The organism is Ruegeria atlantica, assembly GCF_013032505.1.
Taxonomy (GTDB): Bacteria; Pseudomonadota; Alphaproteobacteria; order Rhodobacterales; family Rhodobacteraceae; genus Ruegeria; species Ruegeria atlantica_F.
In genome coordinates this window covers 22,337-39,706 of the sequence record NZ_WQCG01000008.1, presented here as the reverse complement: position 1 = coordinate 39,706, position 17,370 = coordinate 22,337, and the positions used below count along the sequence as shown (strand labels likewise).

The 17,370-nt window shown below is 57.6% G+C and carries 18 protein-coding genes; 9 read left to right on the top strand and 9 right to left on the bottom strand.

Translation table 11 applies throughout. The annotated features are described in order from the left end of the window. Positions 1 to 224: 224 nt before the first annotated feature. The 3 genes from GOW92_RS20890 to GOW92_RS20880 all read left to right on the top strand — a co-directional run bounded on the left by GOW92_RS20890 (position 225) and on the right by GOW92_RS20880 (position 4,727). The gene (locus GOW92_RS20890) at positions 225 to 1,307 is read left to right on the top strand and encodes a TRAP transporter substrate-binding protein (protein WP_170564413.1); all 1,083 of its coding nucleotides are present in this window, start codon (positions 225 to 227) and stop codon (positions 1,305 to 1,307) included. Between the two features lie 121 nt (positions 1,308 to 1,428). After that, positions 1,429 to 2,355 carry a TRAP transporter small permease subunit gene (locus GOW92_RS20885; RefSeq protein WP_170564410.1) on the top strand — a complete coding sequence of 309 codons (927 nt, stop codon included), beginning with the start codon at positions 1,429 to 1,431 and terminating at the stop codon, positions 2,353 to 2,355. A 17-nt stretch (positions 2,356 to 2,372) separates the two neighbouring features. Further along, positions 2,373 to 4,727 carry a TRAP transporter large permease subunit gene (locus GOW92_RS20880; protein WP_170564407.1) on the top strand — a complete coding sequence of 785 codons (2,355 nt, stop codon included), beginning with the start codon at positions 2,373 to 2,375 and terminating at the stop codon, positions 4,725 to 4,727. Positions 4,728 to 4,863: 136 nt separating this feature from the next. Here the strand turns inward: GOW92_RS20880 and GOW92_RS20875 are convergent, their stop codons facing one another. From GOW92_RS20875 to GOW92_RS20860, 4 genes are all read right to left on the bottom strand, one after another. After that, positions 4,864 to 5,253, bottom strand: a complete 390-nt coding sequence (locus tag GOW92_RS20875) for a VOC family protein (protein ID WP_170564404.1) — start codon at positions 5,251 to 5,253, stop codon at positions 4,864 to 4,866. 7 nt (positions 5,254 to 5,260) lie between these two features. Continuing rightward, positions 5,261 to 6,085, bottom strand: a complete 825-nt coding sequence (locus GOW92_RS20870) for an arginyltransferase (protein ID WP_170564401.1) — start codon at positions 6,083 to 6,085, stop codon at positions 5,261 to 5,263. A gap of 77 nt (positions 6,086 to 6,162) precedes the next feature. After that, positions 6,163 to 6,594, bottom strand: coding sequence for an RDD family protein (locus GOW92_RS20865; protein ID WP_170564398.1), 432 nt, complete (start codon positions 6,592 to 6,594; stop codon positions 6,163 to 6,165). A 64-nt stretch (positions 6,595 to 6,658) separates the two neighbouring features. Continuing rightward, a complete protein-coding gene (locus GOW92_RS20860; protein ID WP_170564395.1) occupies positions 6,659 to 7,081 on the bottom strand; it encodes a DUF2852 domain-containing protein in 423 nt (140 codons plus the stop codon). A gap of 147 nt (positions 7,082 to 7,228) precedes the next feature. Between GOW92_RS20860 and GOW92_RS20855 the strand changes: the two genes are divergently transcribed. Genes GOW92_RS20855 through GOW92_RS20835 form a run of 5 tightly spaced genes read left to right on the top strand, consistent with a single transcriptional unit; the run spans position 7,229 to position 12,446 of the window. After that, on the top strand, positions 7,229 to 7,618 hold the full coding sequence (locus tag GOW92_RS20855; RefSeq protein ID WP_170564392.1) for a nuclear transport factor 2 family protein: 390 nt from the start codon (positions 7,229 to 7,231) through the stop codon (positions 7,616 to 7,618). Then, entirely contained in the window at positions 7,615 to 10,404 is a 2,790-nt protein-coding gene (locus GOW92_RS20850; protein WP_170564389.1) for a glutamine-synthetase adenylyltransferase, read from the top strand. Before GOW92_RS20855 ends, GOW92_RS20850 begins: the two co-directional genes overlap by 4 nt. Further along, on the top strand, positions 10,391 to 10,663 hold the full coding sequence (locus GOW92_RS20845; RefSeq protein ID WP_170564386.1) for a hypothetical protein: 273 nt from the start codon (positions 10,391 to 10,393) through the stop codon (positions 10,661 to 10,663). The genes GOW92_RS20850 and GOW92_RS20845 overlap by 14 nt, the downstream gene beginning before the upstream one ends. Before the next feature lie 38 nt (positions 10,664 to 10,701). Next, a complete protein-coding gene (locus GOW92_RS20840) occupies positions 10,702 to 11,904 on the top strand; it encodes an RSP_2647 family RNA methyltransferase (protein ID WP_170564383.1) in 1,203 nt (400 codons plus the stop codon). Continuing rightward, positions 11,901 to 12,446, top strand: coding sequence for an RSP_2648 family PIN domain-containing protein (locus GOW92_RS20835; RefSeq protein ID WP_170564380.1), 546 nt, complete (start codon positions 11,901 to 11,903; stop codon positions 12,444 to 12,446). The genes GOW92_RS20840 and GOW92_RS20835 overlap by 4 nt, the downstream gene beginning before the upstream one ends. A gap of 64 nt (positions 12,447 to 12,510) precedes the next feature. On the opposite strand, the gene GOW92_RS20830 is transcribed toward GOW92_RS20835, so the two are convergent. Then, a complete protein-coding gene (locus tag GOW92_RS20830; RefSeq protein WP_170564376.1) occupies positions 12,511 to 13,200 on the bottom strand; it encodes a M48 family metallopeptidase in 690 nt (229 codons plus the stop codon). Positions 13,201 to 13,414: 214 nt separating this feature from the next. On the opposite strand from GOW92_RS20830, the gene trhA reads away from it, so the two are divergent. Then, positions 13,415 to 14,083 (top strand): PAQR family membrane homeostasis protein TrhA, encoded by a 669-nt coding sequence (trhA, locus tag GOW92_RS20825; protein WP_170564373.1) that lies wholly within the window; start codon positions 13,415 to 13,417, stop codon positions 14,081 to 14,083. 3 nt (positions 14,084 to 14,086) lie between these two features. Here trhA and GOW92_RS20820 read toward each other — a convergent pair whose 3' ends face one another. The 4 genes from GOW92_RS20820 to GOW92_RS20805 are packed head-to-tail and all read right to left on the bottom strand — an operon-like array spanning position 14,087 to position 17,262. Further along, on the bottom strand, positions 14,087 to 15,271 hold the full coding sequence (locus tag GOW92_RS20820) for a vWA domain-containing protein (RefSeq protein WP_170564370.1): 1,185 nt from the start codon (positions 15,269 to 15,271) through the stop codon (positions 14,087 to 14,089). 3 nt (positions 15,272 to 15,274) lie between these two features. Further along, entirely contained in the window at positions 15,275 to 15,445 is a 171-nt protein-coding gene (locus tag GOW92_RS20815) for a hypothetical protein (protein ID WP_170564367.1), read from the bottom strand. Between the two features lie 3 nt (positions 15,446 to 15,448). Continuing rightward, the gene (locus tag GOW92_RS20810; RefSeq protein ID WP_170564364.1) at positions 15,449 to 16,816 is read right to left on the bottom strand and encodes a DUF2927 domain-containing protein; all 1,368 of its coding nucleotides are present in this window, start codon (positions 16,814 to 16,816) and stop codon (positions 15,449 to 15,451) included. Continuing rightward, a complete protein-coding gene (locus tag GOW92_RS20805; protein ID WP_170564361.1) occupies positions 16,813 to 17,262 on the bottom strand; it encodes a GNAT family N-acetyltransferase in 450 nt (149 codons plus the stop codon). The genes GOW92_RS20810 and GOW92_RS20805 overlap by 4 nt, the downstream gene beginning before the upstream one ends. Between the last annotated feature and the right edge of the window lie 108 nt (positions 17,263 to 17,370).

Below are 17,370 nucleotides of genomic sequence, written 5' to 3'. Positions count from 1 at the left end.
GGGAAATTGCAAAATTTTTGGTGAATTGGCGCATATGAGAGGGTTAGAGCGCAGTAATATTTTGTATTTGTCACAGTTTGCGCCCGGGAAAGCACCAAAAACGCTATCCCCTACGTAGTACTAGGTATTCACATTCACATCTTGGTCATTAGGCTGACGCGCACTTAAAACGACTGCGCCCGGCATTCGCCCGGGTTTTGAATATGTAGGGGAGGAACACTCATATGGATCGTCGTTCATTTCTGAAAACATCTGCTCTGGGCGGCTCGGCAGCTGCAGCCACCACACTGGCGGCGCCGGCTTATGCGCAGGGCAAGCGCACGCTGACCATGGTCACTTCGTGGGGTCGCGGCCTGGCTGGTGTTTTCGACAGCGCTCAGCGTTGCGCCGACAGCATCACCACGATGTCGGATGGCAACCTGACCGTTGACATCAAAGCCGCCGGCGAACTGGTTGGTGCGTTTGAGGTCTTTGACGCGGTTTCGTCGGGTCAGGCCGACATGTACCACGCGGCGGACTATTACTTTGTGGGTCAGCACCCGGGCTATGCCTTCTTCACCGCTGTTCCGTTCGGCATGACTGCGCAGGAACTGGTAAACTGGTACTACCACGACGGCGGCATGGAGCTGCATGACGAACTGGGTCAGATCTTTGGCCTGAAGTCGTTCCTGGCCGGTAACACTGGTGCGCAAGCCGGTGGCTGGTATTCGAAAGAGATCAACGGCCCCGAAGACTTCCAGGGTCTGAAGTTCCGTATGCCGGGCCTTGGCGGTCAGGCACTGGGCAAACTGGGCGCATCCGTTCAGAACATCCCGGGTTCGGAAGTGTATCAGGCGCTGTCCTCGGGTGCGATCGACGGCACCGAGTGGATCGGCCCCTGGGCGGACGAAAAGGCCGGTTTCCAGGAGATCACCAAGACCTACTACACCGCGGGCTTCCACGAGCCGGGCGCTGGTCTGTCTCTGGCAACCAACCGCGAAGTGTTCGACAGCCTGACACCTGCGCAGCAGAAGATCATCGAAATCGCGGCAGCTGAAGCGCACCAGTGGAACCTGGCGCAATTCCTGGCCAACAACGGTGCAGCCCTGCAGCGTCTACAGTCGGGTGGCGTCAAGGTTATGGAATTCCCGGACGCGGTTTGGGATGCCTTTGGTCAGGCCAGCCAGGAAGTTCTGGACGAAAACATGGGCGACGAGCTGTTCAAGAAGATCCACGACAGCGCGATGGAGTCGATGGCAGCGTCGTCCGCGTGGAACAACCTGTCGTCGGGTGTTTACACCGCACAGCGCGACCGCGTCCGCGGCTAAACGTTTTCCAAACGATCAAATGGTTTCTCCGCCTACGCGGGGAAACCTCTCTCTGTTGCGTATGCGCGGACCCATCAAACCGCTATAATCAGCAGTGCAACTGATACGACCTGGGGACAACATGCAGGACGAAAACGGTATCTCGTTCTTCGGCGCCCTGTGGAACGGACTTTTGTGGTTCGTTCAAAACATTGCCGAAGCCTTCCTTAATTTCGGATACGCCATCACGCATCCGCAACTCTGGCTGAACTGGTCGGACAAAGAAGCGATCATGCGCTTTGTCTATTACGGTGGATCGGTCGAGTTCTTCTTTGTGGTTTTCACCCTCTTTCTGGTTCTGACAGCCATCGGTCTGTATTACCGGAATTTCATGTGGGGGATGGTGCGGGTCCTTGAAGGGTTCGCCAATACTACCGGGCGGTTCTTTGCGTGGGCCGGTTTGCTGATGGTCATTCAGCAGATCGTTATCGTGTTCATGCAGCGCGTGTTTACCCGCCCGGATATGTCCTTTGGCCTGGGTATCCCGTTTCAGATGGATATCAGTTGGTTTGCCGAAGAACTGAAACTGTATAACGCGATGGTTGTCTGCCTTTGCTGCACTTACACATTCGTGCAAGGCGGTCATGTACGCGTTGACCTTATCTATGCCGGCATCAGCCACCGCGCCAAGCGCGTGGTCGACATGCTGGGTGCTGTTTTCTTCATGATGCCAATGGCAGTGCTTACATGGATGTATGGCTGGTACTTCATGTGGCGGCACCTGATCGTGCCGAAACCTTCGGCCAGCGACACGCTGGACCGTCTGGTGATGAAATCCCGCGCGCTGCGCTGGAACGTCGAAACCATCGGATTCAGCCCAAACGGGTTCAACGGATACTTCCTGTTTAAGATTCTGTTGGTGGCCTTTGCAGCCATGGTGTTCCTGCACGCAATCGCATTCCTGTACCGCTCGTATCTGGAGTTTGTGGAAGGACCGGACAGCGTTGGAAAATACCTCGACAAGGACAGCCTTGGTGAGGGCGAAGAAGCCTACGAAGGCGCACATTAGGGACGGAGACCCAGACTATGTTATTCGGACTTGATGGCGTCGAGATAGGCCTCATTATCGTATTCTTCTGCCTCTTCGGGGGTATTCTTTCCGGCTTTCCGGTGGCGTTCGCCATCGGTGGCGCAGGAATTATCTCATTTGGGATCATCGCGGCGCTGGACAGTGCCGGGCTGCTGATCCACCAGGCGATCGACACAGGCTCGCAAGCCTATCGGGATGTTGTGAACTCGGGCGTCAAACCCGATGTAATATCTGTGTTCCGATACCCCGACTTACCAAGGATCGCTGAGCCGGTCTTTGTGCAGGGGTGGGAAACCGCTTTGGACCGCAACGTATCGTTCATCGTGAACCGCATGAACGAGCGGGTTCTGGCGGGGCAATCCATCGAAACCTTGCTGGCTGTGCTGATGTTCGTCTTGATGGGCATCACGCTGGAACGCTCGAAAATCGCAAACGACTTGCTGACAACCATGGCGCGCGTATTTGGGCCGCTGCCGGGTGGTCTGGCCGTATCGATTGTGGTCGTAGGCGCATTTCTTGCGGCCTCGACCGGGATCGTTGGCGCCACGGTGGTCACAATGGGCCTGCTGGCTTTGCCGACCATGTTGCGAAACAACTATTCGCCGGAACTGGCGACGGGTGTGATCGCGGCGTCGGGTACTTTGGGGCAGATCATCCCGCCCTCCATTGTGATTGTTCTTTTGGGCACGTTGGCGGGCGACCTTTATTCGACCGCACAGGAAACCCGAGCCCAGGACGCAGGCTGTACCGACGCGCTGACTTATCTGGGTGAACCTGCAGTGGTTTCTGTTGGTACGTTGTTCCAGGCGGCTTTGTTGCCCGGGATCATGTTGGCGTTACTCTATGCGATTTACGCATTTTGCTATGCCTTGCTGAACCCGGAAAAGGCACCTGCGGTCGAAATATCTGGCGGCAGCGGTGAACCGATAACGCGCAGTGAAGGTCTGACCTGGTTGCTTGGCGCGCCTGTGGCTCTGATCGTTGGCGCGGTTCTGCTGGGAAGCTCGGGGGTCATTGGCAGTCAGAACATCAACGTCTCCGCGTTCTCTGACATCGGTACGGGTGCGTCGCTGCGCACAAATGTTTCCGAGGAGTGCAAGGTTTCGATGATAGAGCTGCATGGGCAATCCGCCTGGGATCAGGCCGTGTCCGAGCAGGAGGCGATTGACGCCGCAGGCGGAGTTGCCAATGCCGAACGCCTGAGCGAAGAGGAACTGGCCGCGGCGCGCGAAGCCAAGATCGCCGCAGCTGCGCCCATTGGCACCGGCGTTGCAGTGATGGTTGTTTTGCTGGGGCTCACGCTGGTCATGGGTCGCGGCATTGCGCCGTCCAAACCGACGCAGCCGTTGATCTTAGGGGCGATTGGTCTGCTGCTGATGTTGCTGGTTGATATTCTGTTGATTGCACCGACAACGTCTTCGGGATTGACTTTCGTCCTTCTGGCTTTGCCCTTTGCCTTGGCAATATACGGGTGCAAAGAGGCGGCGGCCCGATGTGCTACGAACGATCTGATCCGGGTGGTCTTCCCACCATTGGTTTTGATTATCGCGGTGCTTGGTTCAATCTTGGGCGGTGTGACCAACCCAACTCCAGCGGCAGCGCTAGGGGCGGGCGGAGCGATCATGCTGGCAGCTTATCGCAAGCTGCAGGATCAGGAGCGTTCCGGTAAGGTGATCATCTGGGCCACGTTTGCCGTGATAATCGCGTTGCTGATGGGCGTGAACTTTGATCTGCGCATCAATCAGAGCAATGTGAACTTTGAGACCTGGGTCGCCTTTATAATTGCTTACGGTGCTTATATTTACGCTCTGTTCGGCCTGCTGTTTGGGTGCTGGGTTCTGTTCACCAGCGGTGTTCTGACGCCTGTTGTGCGTGAGACGGCCAAGGTGACCTCGATGGTGTTTACCATCCTGATCGGATCGCAACTGCTGAACCTGGTTGTGATCTCGTTCGGTGGTGAGCACTATATTCAGCAGTTCCTGCGCAGTTTTGACAACGAGTTCACGGTCTTCCTGATCGTGATGCTGGTTCTGTTCATTCTGGGCTTCGTGCTGGATTTCCTCGAGATCATCTACATCGTGATCCCAATCGTTGGTCCTGTAATCTACGGAGGCTCGTTCGATCCGAAATGGGTGACAATTATGGTGGCGGTGAACCTGCAGACGTCGTTCCTGACACCGCCTTTCGGGTTTGCGCTGTTCTACCTCAGGGGCGTTGCACCCAAGGAGGTCACAACAGGCCACATCTATCGCGGCATTATCCCGTTCGTGATCATTCAAGTGGTCGGGATTGCGATCCTGTGGTTCTTCCCATCGATCGTGACCATTGTACCGGATCTGATCCCGAACTGATCCGGAGAAGATGATCCAATAGAAAAGGGGGCCTTTTTGGCCCCCTTTGCTTTGGTATTTGGGGAAGGGGCGCTGCCCCTTCTTGGCCGGCGGCCATTTCATCCCCGGGATGCTTTTGGACCAGATGAAGCTCCGATCAGGTGAACTGGATCAGATCCCAACGATTTCCAAACGGGTCCTGCCAGACAGCGACGGTGCCATAGGGCTCATTGCGCGGGTCCTCTTCGAAATGGACCCCCGCGGCAGTCATTGCAGCGTGGTCACGCCGGAAATCATCCGTTTGCAGGAAAAAGCTGACGCGCCCGCCGGTTTGATTGCCCACGGCACCAATCTGGCTTGGTCCAACTGCTTGGGCCAAAAGTATTGATCCGTCCCCCGTTCCCGGTGGCGCGACACGGACCCAGCGTTTTCCATCACCAAGATCGATGTCCTGAAGCAGTGTGAAATTGAGTGTTCGCGTATAGAACGCGATCGCTTCGTCGTAGTCGGGCACCACAAGGGTGACCGCAAACAGGGTCTGGTTCATGGGGCTATCAGCCTTTGGTGGGGTGGCGGTCGGGCAATTGGATGCTGGCCACCTGTTCCGCGATGGGTGCGGTGGACAAGGGGTGGTGGCTGGACTCTGTCAGCTCGGACGGATTGTTCACACTGATCCACTCGCCGCGGTAATAGGCTTCGAGCCCGGAGAAACGGGCTTTGTAGCCCATCTTGGGGCTGCCCGGCACCCAGTATCCAAGGTAAACATAGGGCAAACCGGCCTCGCGCGCGATGTCGATGTGATCGAGAATCATGTAGGTGCCCAGCGAGCTCTGCGGTTGCTGAGGGTCGTAGAACGAGTAGACCATGCTAAGGCCGTCATCCAGAACATCGGTCAGGCTGACGCCGATCAGATCTCCGGTTTCGGAATCGGCATATTCCACGACCCGGCTGCGGATCGGGGTCTCTTCGATCATCGCAGCGAACTCGAAAACGTCCATATCGGCCATTCCACCATCCGCATGGCGGGTGTCCAGGTAGCGCCGGAAGAGCTCGTATTGCTCATCCGTTGCCCAGGGTGAGTTTGCCCTGCGTTGCAGGTAGGCATTGCGTTTAGCCGCACGTTTCTGACTTTTGCTTGGGCGGAAGGCAGAAACGTCGATCCGCGCGGATAAGCAAGCAGCGCAGTCGGAACAGGACGGTCGGTAAAGCACATTTTGCGACCTGCGAAATCCTTGTTGGGACAATGCGTTATTCAGCTGATCTGCACCTTCCCCTTGAAGTGCAGTGAATAACTTACGCTCCATCCGGCCCTCAAGGTAAGGGCAAGGCTGTGGGGCCGTCACATAGAATTGTGGCGCGATTGGCAGCGTGTGTCGCATAAACGATCTGTGTCTCCTAGGATCAGATGATAACAACCGATCCCAAAACCGCCAAGTGATTCACGCTGTTGAATTTTTTACGCGCGCTGGTTGATCATGACCGTTCCAAGGAACGCATCGGTAAGGCCCTGACCGCGCGCGCTGGTCAGCATCATGATGACCGAGATGATCTGAATGACGGGAAATGCCATGCTGACGAAGTAACCGGCTGTGTGGGCTACTGCCTTGCCTAAATCCATCCGGGATCCGAATGAATCGCGCAGCTCGATCCCCATAAAGCGCATGCCTAGTGTGGCCGAGCCGTTTGCGATGGTGATAACGCGATAGGCGAAACTGACGACGGCATAGATGAGGGCCAGTATGAAAAAGCCCAGACCAAAGGTCAGCAGGATGGCTACGGTACACAGCAGAGAGATAAAGGCGATGTCGAACAGCCAGGCGAAAAAACGCTTGGTTGCGACAGACTGATAGAATTCAGGCTGTCGGTCTGGGTCAGGCAAGTGCGTCATATTTTGATTTCCGGGTGAGATTTTGGACACCCTGTCCCGAAATTCGGGACAGGGCAAGGGCTGCTTAGGCGCGTTCGCCGTTTTCAGCGTCATCGCTGTTTTCGCGGGCGCGCTCGTCCATGAACTGGTCGAATTCGGCTTTGTCCTTTGCGTCACGCAGGCGGCGCAAGAAGGCCTCAAAGTCCTGTTGTTCGCGTTCCAGCCGCGCCAAGGTGTCGGACTTGTAGGCATCAAATGCGCTGTTGCCCGATGGCTTCATCGCGCTCATGTGGCTGTGCCAGGATTTTCGACGGCTGCAGGATTTGCTGAACATGCGTTTGCTCCAGATCATATAGGCCAGAAGAGCCAGGCCAACGGGCCAGAAAAAGATGAAACCAAGGACCATGGCGGCGATCCAGGCCCCTTTGCCCTTGTCATCCATCCAGGCTTCGGCACGAGAGAGCCACCCCGGATTTTGTGGGACGGCGTGGTCGGACAATGCGGTCATTTGGGTTCTCCGGGTTTGATGTAAATTGCGTTCACATTGACTAGATGGGAACTGAAATGGGGGTTGCAAGGGGGTAATGTGAAAATGATTTACATTTTGTAACTTGCTGCGGTTGACCTTGCTGCGTAACGGGCGCACTTTCCGCCTATGCAACATGTTGAAAACACGACACCCCCGACACTTGATGAAATTCTAAATCTGGAAAAGCAGGTTTGGACCGCCCTTATGGAAGGCAATGCAGCCGCGGACCGGGCTTTGCTGAGTGCAGATTTCCTTGGAGTTTATCCGACCGGCTTTGCAAATCGGGACGATCATGTCGGACAGTTTGCCGACGCGCCAACGATGGCGCGCTATGAATTGAGCGATACGCGGTTGCGGGTTCTGACCTCGGATGTCGTTTTGCTATCGTATCGGGCAGACTATCAACGACCCGGCGATGAAAATTGGGAGGCGATGCTGATCTCGTCTCTTTGGGAACGACGGCATGACGTTTGGGTCAACAGTTTCAGCCAGGATACGCCGTTGGAGGCTAAATGAGCGGGCCGCTTTCCATTCAGCGGCTGCCGCGTGCGTTCGATCCATCACTGGGCGACGAAGCACGCGCGTCGGTCGGTGGCATTACACCCGAACAGGGTGAGTTGATTGCGGGGGCGGCCGGTTCCAGCCCCTATCTAAAAAGCTTGATTGACCACGAAAAGGATTGGCTGTCCGCGGCGCTGCATCAGCCTGATGACGCGCTGGCCGACGTGCTGCGGGTTGCACGAGAACTACCGCCAGATCAGTTGAAGCCGGGACTACGGCTGGCCAAACGCCGGATGGCGTTGCTGACTGCTCTGGCAGATCTGGCAGGCGCTTGGCCGCTAGAGAAAGTAACCGCAGCGCTAACTGATTTTGGCGCGTTGGCGGCGGATGTGGCAGCCAAGGCCGAGATCGCCAACCTGATCCGGCGTGGTAAGCTGCCGGGGATGGGGCCGGAAGATGTCGAGACCGCAGCCGGGATGATTATCCTGGCGATGGGCAAGATGGGCGCGCACGAGTTGAACTACAGCTCGGATATCGACCTAATCGTCCTGTTTGATGAGACGCGGTTTGACCCCGATGACTTCTACGAGGCGCGGCAAGGCATGGTGCGGGCGACACGCAATTTCTGCGCCACTCTCAGCGACAAGACTGCGGATGGGTATGTATTCCGCACCGATCTGCGTTTGCGCCCGGACCCGGCGGTCACGCCAGTCTGCATGGCGGCCGAGGCAGCCGAGCGGTACTATGAAAGCTTGGGCCGCACATGGGAGCGCGCGGCCTATATTAAGGCGCGCCCTTGCGCCGGCGATATTGCGGCCGGACAAAGGTTTCTGGACACGCTGCGGCCGTTTGTATGGCGACGACATCTGGATTTCGCCGCCATTCAGGACGCTCACGACATGCGTTTGCGTATCCGAGAGAACAAGGGAACAGGTGGTTCGCTGAGTATTCCGGGCCATGACATGAAGCTGGGACAGGGCGGCATTCGCGAGATTGAGTTCTTTACCCAGACACGCCAATTGATTGCGGGTGGGCGCGACGCGGACCTGCGCGTTCGTGGAACCGTTCCCGGCTTGGCGGCTCTGGCCGAAAAAGGCTGGGTCCCGCAGGACGTGGCAGACAAGCTGACTGATCATTACCGCGCCCATCGCGAGGTCGAGCATCGCATACAAATGGTCCATGACGCCCAGACCCACAAAGTGCCGCAATCGCCTGATGGGATAGAACGCGTCGCCTGCCTGATGGGGATCGACGCTGCGGACTTGACAAATGATCTGACGAAACGCCTGACGGAAGTGCACGAGCTTACCGAGGGCTTTTTCGCCCCCGGTTCATCAACGCGCGCTCCGGTTGGTGAGGCGGATTTTGACCAGAACGTTCTGGCCCGCTGGACAACATATCCCGCTCTGCGATCACAACGTGGCGCGCGCATATTCGAACGACTGAAGCCCGAGCTGCTATCGCGACTGGCAAAAACGGCGCAACCGGACGAAGCTCTGCGGGCGCTAGACGGTTTTCTGTCCGGCTTACCCGCTGGTGTTCAGTTGTTTTCCCTGTTCGAGGCCAACCCTCATTTGATTGATCTTCTGATCGATATCGTCGGCACATCCCACGCGCTTGCGGCCCATCTGTCGCGCAATGCGTCTGTTTTTGATGCGGTTATTGGGGGCAGCTTCTTTAGCGACTGGCCCGGGCAGGCCACGTTGCAGGCTGATCTGAATCAGGCACTTTCGCAAGAAACGGATTACGAAAGCCAGCTGGATCTGGCGCGCCGCTGGTGCAAGGAATGGCATTTCCGCGTCGGTGTTCATCATTTGCGTGGGCTGATCGACGGCAAAGAAGCCGGGCGACAATATGCTGAGCTTGCCAGTGCTGTGATCGCCGCCATCCTGCCGCGCGTGTCCGCGCAGTTCGCCAGCAAACATGGACCTGCTCCGGGACGTGGTGCAACCGTGCTGGGCATGGGCTCGCTTGGGGCAGGGCAGATCAACTCGCAATCCGACCTCGATATGATCGTGATCTATGATCCTCTGGATCAGGATACGTCCGAGGGGCCCCGTCCTTTGGCCACTCGCACCTACTACGCGCGTTTCACGCAGGCGCTGATCACGGCGCTGTCCGCGCCGATGTCGCAGGGGCGTTTGTATGAGGTCGATATGCGCCTGCGCCCGTCTGGAAATCAGGGTCCGGTGGCGACAAGCTGGGCCAGCTTTACCAACTATCAGCAAAACGAGGCCTGGGTTTGGGAACATCTCGCCCTGACACGGGCTCACGTGATCGCCGGAGATGGCGGTCTGGCCCAAGATATCGAGGCGTTCCGCACAAACTTGCTGTCGCAACCGCGCGACCGGCAGAAGGTCCTGCACGAAGTGGCCGACATGCGTGCCCGCTTGGCTGCAGCCAAATCGCCAGCCGGGATCTGGGATGCCAAAAACGGCCCGGGCCGAATGATGGATATCGAGCTGATGGCCGAAACCGGGGCATTGTTGTCGGGTGTGGCGCAGCGTGATGTGCATTCCGGATTGGATGGAGCCGTCGCTGCTGGTTTGTTGGACGTCGCTCAGGCGCAAACGCTGAAGGACTGCTACGACCTATGCTGGTCCGTGCAATGCGCGGCGCGTCTGTTGTCCGGCAAGCTCATTGAGGCCGACAAGGTCGGCGAAGGCGGCTCTGCCTTCCTTTGCCGAGCGACCGGGTTTGAGCAGGTTGAACAGTTGCAAGGTGCACTGCAAGACAACTACAGCACGGCTGCTGGGATTATTGGTGGCGTGATCAGGGGTGAGGAAGATGGCGCAGAGTAAGGACCCAAATGACCACAAAGGGTTGATCCGCGAAGCTTATCGGATTGAAGGTATCACTTTGCCAGAGTGCCGCAGCATTTTTCTGGACTGGGCGCTGAGCTTGCCTCCGGAACGGGATCAGTCGCAGGCGTTGATTGATCTGCACGCCGCCTATTCCCAGCAGGACGCCAATCACCCGATGACGCAGGTTTTGGCCGAGGGGTTGCAATCCGCCAAAACCCCCAAGCGACGGGGCGGTTGGCGATCGCGCGACCGCTAGGGCTTTTCCCTTGGTGCGTTCGCGACTATGAGGGCGTCATGACCCAAACCGCCGACCGCCCCCGTATCCGCCTGAAACCCAAAGCCAACGCACGTGGCCTGCGCCACGGTTTTCCCTGGGTGTATGCCAATGACATCGTGACCGACCGACGGACGCGCAAGATCCCGGCAGGCGCATTGGCGGTGCTTGAGGATGACAAACGGGCGCCCATCGCGCTGGTTGCCGTGAACCCGGACTCCAAAATTATGTGCCGCGTTCTGGACCGCGATCTGGACGGGCAACTGGATGCCGCGTGGTTCGAAACCCGTCTGCGCCGCGCGCTCGAGATGCGGGAACGTCTTTTCGAGGCCCCGTATTACCGTCTGATCCATGCCGAAGCGGACGGCTTTCCAGGTGTCATCATCGACCGGTTCGGAGATGCATGTGTGATCCAACCCAATGCAGCCTGGGCCGAGGTGCATCTGGAAACTCTGACCGAAGCACTCGTCACTGTGACAGGCGTGACAACCGTGCTCAAAAACGCCTCAGGCAGAACCCGAGGGCTGGAAGGCTTGGACGACGTGAACGTTACGTTGCGCGGCACCGCGCAAGATGCGCCGCTATCAGTGCCGATGAATGGCGCGACCTATATGGCCGATCTGACTGGCGGCCAGAAAACCGGACTGTTCTACGACCAACGGCCCAACCATGCTTTCGCCGCGCGATTGGTGCAACCGGGCGCGCAGGTGCTGGACGTGTTCAGTCACGTGGGTGGTTTCGGACTGGCCATGCTGGCCGGTGGTGCAGGGCAGGCGCTGTCAGTGGATGGGTCTGCAGCTGCGCTGGACCTTGCGGCCCAAGGGGCTGAGGCCTCTGGTTTTGCAGACAAGTTCCGGACCCGCCAGGGAGATGCCTTCGAAGTCCTGACCCAATTGGGCGAAGAAGGCACGCAGTTCGATGTCGTCATCTGCGACCCGCCAGCTTTCGCGCCTTCGAAACAAGCCCTGGACGCGGGCCTGCGTGCATATGAACGAGTGGCCCGTCTGGCGGCGGCTCTGGTCAAACCCGGCGGCTATCTGGGTCTGTGCTCGTGTTCACACGCGGCCGATCTGGGCCGGTTCCGCGACGCCTCGTCTCGCGGGATTGGCCGTGCAGGAAGACAGGCGCAACTGATCCATACAGGGTTTGCCGGTCCCGACCATCCGCAACTGCCGCAATTGGCGGAAAGCGGTTACCTCAAAGCCGTGTTCTACCGGTTGTGAAGGCAGTTCTGGATACCTGCGTCATCTATCCTACGGTGATGCGAGAGATGCTGTTAGGCGCGGCCAAACTGGGCCATTTCACGCCTGTCTGGTCGGCGCGTATCCTCGAAGAATGGGCGCGCGCGGCCCGAAAGCTGGGCCCTGTGGGCGAGGCGCAGGCCCGTGCCGAAATTGCACTGGTGCAAGCCAAATGGCCTAAAGCAGAATTTCCTGCAGTAACAAATGTCGAACAACGCCTCTGGCTGCCGGACACTGCAGATATCCATGTTCTGGCAACCGCCGTGGCATCTTCGGCAGACGTGATCGTTACAGTCAATGCCAAGGATTTCCCCCGAAACATCTTGTCGGAAGAAGGGCTGGACCGCCGCGATCCGGACAGTCTGTTGCAAGGCTTTTGGCAATCCGACCCCGACGGTATGGGCGACACAGCCAACCGCGTCCTTGCCGAAGCCAATCGCCTGTCAGGTGATCAATGGACTCTGCGCACGCTGATGAAAAAAGCCCGTCTCCCGCGTTTGGGCAAAGCTCTGTCAACGCAGTAAGGGTCCACTTTCATCTGGCCATTCATATAAAGGGGAGCATGAGGCTGGCCCCTCGCTGTGCAACCTATCCGCCAGCGCCCCAGCGCTGCTCAAGAGCTTCCAACGCTGCAATCCGCTCATCCGTTTTGGGATGGCTCATCAACCAGGCGGGCACAACACCAGCACGCTGCTGCGTCAGGTCTTCCAGCTTGTGAAACAGGGATTTCTGCGGCCCGATCCCAATCCCGGCCTTGGTCAGCAAAGCGGCAGCATATTCATCAGCCTCATACTCATCGCCACGCGACAGACGCGAGGCCAGCAGGTGTGTGAGCATGTTGGCGATCCATGCGCCAATGAACGGGATAAAGCGATTTAGAAGCATCATCAGTGCGGCCCGCAACGCGTTTTGACCAGAAAAATCGATCATCCGGCGGCGCGCATGACCCAGCGCCACATGGCCAAGCTCATGCGCGATGACGCTTGCCATTTCTTCGGCCGAAACCTCGCCACTGCGAAACTTGCGATAGAACCCACGAGTTATGAAGATACGTCCGTCAGGTGCCGCCAACCCGTTCACCGGGTCTACCTCATAAATGTAAACGGGCACCCGGTCGATCTCTAGCGCTGCGGCCAGTTGGTCGGTCATCCGTTTCAGTGCAGGATCGGCCAGTTCTGTCGATCTTGCATCCAGGTCCCGATGGGTGCGCCAAACAGATATCCGGTACATCACGAGCGCATAGGCTATGGCCAGCAGGATTGGGGTTAGGCGCAACATGCTTCAAATATGGTTCCGGGCAGGGGGATAGGCAACCGCTTCACGCGCAATTGTCCCGCGAAAAAGAAAGGTCTAAATCGAAGGCAACGCCACGCATTTGCGGCTGACGGACCGTCTTTTGAGTGAGAGCCGAAGCGATCAATATGTCGTCACAGTATGAAACACTCCGGCCCGCGGCCTTGCCGGGCCCAGGGCTGCGCAATAGCTTTGCAATATGAGGTCTTTTGCCGATATCCGCCCGGCCTATAGCCAAGCAGAGCGTTATAGTGATGGCGTGGTGCATATCATCGGAATTGCGGCAGCTATCGTTGCAGTTCCCTTTCTCATTGCGCTGACAGCCCAATACCGGACGGAGCCCGTCGCGGTTCTGGGAGCCTCGATTTACGGGTTCACACTGCTTTTGATGCTATCGTTTTCAGCACTGTACAACATGGTAGAGTCCGACAGGTGGGGCGACCTGTTGCAACGGCTGGATCATTCTGGAATTTACGTCAAGATAGCAGGTACTTACACGCCATTCATCATGTTGTCCGGGGTCCAGATGCCCGGCCTTTTGATCGGGCTTTGGTCCTCCGCAACTTTGGGTTCGATCCTCAAGATGATCGACCCGCATCGGTTCCGCTGGTTTGGGCTGGCGTTATACGTAGGAATGGGATGGGCCGCAGTTTGGGCGGGGCAATCGTTACTGACTGATCTGTCACAGCCCGTCGTGGTTCTGATGATCGCGGGCGGACTTGTCTATACGGCAGGAATTGCCTTCTATCTGTCAGACTGGCTGCCGTTCCATAACACGATCTGGCATGCTTTCGTCCTGACCGGTAGCGTGCTGTTTTTCCTTGCGGTTTCGCTCCGCATTGCTTGGGCGCCGGTTCTGCAGATCTGACGTTCAGCGGGTCAGCTCGCGCATCCCCTGTTCCAACCCGGCTAGCGTCATCGGCACCATGCGGTCCTCGAAAACCTCGCGGATCATGCCGATGGAATGTGTGTATTCCCAGTATTTTTCGGGCACAGGGTTGATCCACAGATTTGATGTCCACTGATCTCGGGCACGCTGCAGCCAGACCTGACCGGCTTCCTTGTTCCAGTGCTCGTTTGCACCGCCGGGATAGGCGATTTCATATGGGCTCATCGAGGCGTCGCCGACGAAGATACACTTGTAGTCAGGACCATAGGTCCGCAGCACCTCGTGTGTCGGGGTCTGTTGATCCCAGCGGCGGTGATTGTCGCGCCAAACACCCTCATAGAGGCAGTTGTGAAAGTAGTAATATTCCAAATGCTTGAACTCGGTTCTTGCAGCGGAAAACAACTCTTCTACGACCTTGATATGCGGGTCCATCGAGCCGCCGACATCCAGAAACAACAGCACCTTGACCGCGTTGTGGCGTTCGGGTCGAGTCTTGACGTCAAGATAGCCATGTTCAGCCGTGGCGCGGATGGTGCCGTCCAGATCCAGTTCCTCGGCCGCACCTTCGCGGGCCCAGCGGCGCAGGCGCTTTAGCGCGACTTTGATGTTACGGGTGCCGAGTTCAACAGTATCGTCCAGGTTCTTGAATTCGCGCTTGTCCCACACCTTGACGGCGCGCTGATGGCGGCTTTCTTTCTGGCCGATGCGCACGCCCTCGGGGTTATATCCATAGGCCCCGAATGGCGAGGTTCCGGCGGTGCCGATCCATTTGTTACCGCCCTGATGGCGACCCTGCTGATCCTTGAGACGTTCGCGCAGCGTCTCCATCAGCTTGTCAAAGCCGCCCAGGGCCTCGATCTCGGCCTTTTCTTCGTCTGACAGGTGTTTCTCGGCCATCTTGGCCAGCCATTCTGCGGGGATATCCACGGCTTCAAGCACCTGCTCAAAGCTGATCTCTTCAAGACCCTGGAAACTGGTGGCGAAGGCCTGATCGAACTTGTCGATGTTGCGTTCGTCCTTCACCATCGACACGCGGGCGAGGTAATAGAACGCTTCGACATCATAGGTCGCCAACCCCTTTTTCATACCTTCCAGAAAGGTCAGGTATTCGCGCAGTGATACGGGAATGCCTGCTTTGCGGAGGTTTTCGAAAAAGGGGAGAAACATACTTTATCCCACCAAACGGATCAAAATCAGAGATAGCACCAGCCCGACAATGGCAAAAGCGATGCCATAGCCAGCGGCATATTGGGCCATATCCGCACCGCTGCCATTGCGTTTGCGTGCGGTCAGCGCGCCAAGGATCGCCCCCAGTAGCGCCATTCCCAAAACTACGACCATGCGTTATCCGCCTCTGTTGTTGGTGGGCGGGCCTTCCGCAACTTCCTGCATCAGCGACCGGACCACGACATCTGAGCCAAAGCCGTATCGCGCCCATGCAAGACTGTCCAGTCTGACGGTACGTGCCTGATTTGGTCGTCCGGCCTGATTGAGCGCTTCTGATTTCAACAAAAGCAGAGTGGCCAATTGAGCGGCGTTTTCAGCCCGCGACATAACAGCTATTGCCTTGTCTAATTCAGGCAGGATTTTCGGTCCTCTGCCCTGCGCAAGTGCAAATGCAGCAGTTTGCGTAGTCACATAGGCCTGGTGGATTTCGGTTCCCGGCGTCGCACGCAGATACTGCATGGCAATGTCGTATTGTTTGATCGCTTCGCGGGCATCGTCGAATTGTGCCATGCGGCCGAGGATATAGTGCGGATATGCCCGCCGGTGGTCGGTCCAACCCTGTTCACGTCCGATCTGGACAGCTCTTTCCGCAGCTCTCACTCGGTTGCGAGTGCTTGGCCGGGATCCAAGGGATTTTTGAACAGCGTTGATCCATTCACGCGGGGTGTCCGAAACGGATTGCGAAGGCAGTGTATCGCCGCGTGGGTTCAGTCGGCTGAGAATGCCGGGCAAAACGGCCTGAACCTGTTCGCGTGTCATTCCGCTGCGCAATTCGGGCGAATAAGCCGTGCGCAGGATCAGCATGTCAAAACCGGTCAGAATGGTATGGATGTTGTCGTCGTTGAACACCGAATCCGGCAGATGGTACAGGTCATTCAGCGGCCCCAGAGCCTGTGCCAATTCTTCATGCAGGCAATCGCGTTTCTCTTGCGGGCTGACGTCATAAGGAATGAAAATGCCCAACCGTTCGCGACTGCGCAGCGCAGTCCAACTGCTTTTCCTTTTGCGCCGGTCCTTGCGGTATTCTTCAAAGCTGGACGCGTTGGGAACCACGAAACAAGCGGCTTGGGGCAGGATGCGCTGGATCTGTTCCTGGCTGACGGCCTCGATGGTGATATTGGCCTGGCCTTCCGTGATCTGTCGAATGTCGATCCCGGCCTCGCGTTGCAGACGCGTTAACAATCGGGTCAGATCGCGTTGCATTGACGGTGTGGGCGAACCGGTCAGCCGAACAGTGACAGGGGTCTCGAACCGAGTGAAGACGGGTAATGTGGCGCCGCCTTCGAGCGCAAAGTGCAACGAAAGGAAATCATCCGCAATATTAGCGTTCGATCGGGCAGGAGGCTGTGGGCGCGTTGACGTGAATGCTTTGGTGGGCGGCAGGTTTGCCTCGATCACCTTGACACGGGTCTGGGGTTCGGAGGGGGTGACCGCAGTGCAGCCAGCCAGGGCCAAGCCAAACAGGATCGCCGCGCCCCTGATCATCCGCGCTGATACCGGATAAATGGCGTTTGCTTGCCGATACGATCATAGAGTTTACGTGCCGTATGGTTGAACTCTTGCGTCAGCCAATAGACGGACGGTGCGCCTTGACGATCGGCTTCTTCGTATACAGCCTCAATTAATGCGCGGCCAACACCGGTTCCACGTGCCTCGGAGCGGGCAAACAGATCTTGCAGATAACAGACGCTTTCTTCTTTCCACGCGTGTCGGTGAAACAGGTAGTGGGTCAGACCAACAAGCTTACCATTCGCTTCGGCAACGAAGCAGGAAAAGTCGTTGGGATCATTGCCCAGCAACCGAGCGAAGGTGCTGTCATATGTTTGATCCGGCACGGTCGTTTCATAAAACGCCAGATAGTCGCGCCACATCTCGGCCCATTCGGCGCGATCTTCGGGCTGCAGCGCCCGGATATTGAGGGTGTCAGACAAGCATTGGCTCCTATGTCGTCAGGCCGGACTGCCCGACGACGCCGGACGGCCTTTTGGCCAATGCTGACACCCGGCCCCCCGCAAGGCAAGCGGGGATCACCAAGTGTT

Bases quoted from the DNA above. Each gene is read 5' to 3' on its own strand.
- GOW92_RS20850 (WP_170564389.1), top strand. From the start codon at position 7,615: ATGAGCGGGCCGCTTTCCATTCAGCGGCTGCCGCGTGCGTTCGATCCA.
- trhA (WP_170564373.1), top strand. From the start codon at position 13,415: ATGAGGTCTTTTGCCGATATCCGCCCGGCCTATAGCCAAGCAGAGCGT.
- GOW92_RS20840 (WP_170564383.1), top strand. From the start codon at position 10,702: ATGACCCAAACCGCCGACCGCCCCCGTATCCGCCTGAAACCCAAAGCC.
- GOW92_RS20865 (WP_170564398.1), bottom strand. From the start codon at position 6,594: ATGACGCACTTGCCTGACCCAGACCGACAGCCTGAATTCTATCAGTCT.
- GOW92_RS20860 (WP_170564395.1), bottom strand. From the start codon at position 7,081: ATGACCGCATTGTCCGACCACGCCGTCCCACAAAATCCGGGGTGGCTC.
- GOW92_RS20845 (WP_170564386.1), top strand. From the start codon at position 10,391: ATGGCGCAGAGTAAGGACCCAAATGACCACAAAGGGTTGATCCGCGAA.
- GOW92_RS20830 (WP_170564376.1), bottom strand. From the start codon at position 13,200: ATGTTGCGCCTAACCCCAATCCTGCTGGCCATAGCCTATGCGCTCGTG.
- GOW92_RS20880 (WP_170564407.1), top strand. From the start codon at position 2,373: ATGTTATTCGGACTTGATGGCGTCGAGATAGGCCTCATTATCGTATTC.
- GOW92_RS20815 (WP_170564367.1), bottom strand. From the start codon at position 15,445: ATGGTCGTAGTTTTGGGAATGGCGCTACTGGGGGCGATCCTTGGCGCG.
- GOW92_RS20875 (WP_170564404.1), bottom strand. From the start codon at position 5,253: ATGAACCAGACCCTGTTTGCGGTCACCCTTGTGGTGCCCGACTACGAC.
- GOW92_RS20855 (WP_170564392.1), top strand. From the start codon at position 7,229: ATGCAACATGTTGAAAACACGACACCCCCGACACTTGATGAAATTCTA.
- GOW92_RS20890 (WP_170564413.1), top strand. From the start codon at position 225: ATGGATCGTCGTTCATTTCTGAAAACATCTGCTCTGGGCGGCTCGGCA.
- GOW92_RS20870 (WP_170564401.1), bottom strand. From the start codon at position 6,085: ATGCGACACACGCTGCCAATCGCGCCACAATTCTATGTGACGGCCCCA.
- GOW92_RS20820 (WP_170564370.1), bottom strand. From the start codon at position 15,271: ATGTTTCTCCCCTTTTTCGAAAACCTCCGCAAAGCAGGCATTCCCGTA.
- GOW92_RS20810 (WP_170564364.1), bottom strand. From the start codon at position 16,816: ATGATCAGGGGCGCGGCGATCCTGTTTGGCTTGGCCCTGGCTGGCTGC.
- GOW92_RS20885 (WP_170564410.1), top strand. From the start codon at position 1,429: ATGCAGGACGAAAACGGTATCTCGTTCTTCGGCGCCCTGTGGAACGGA.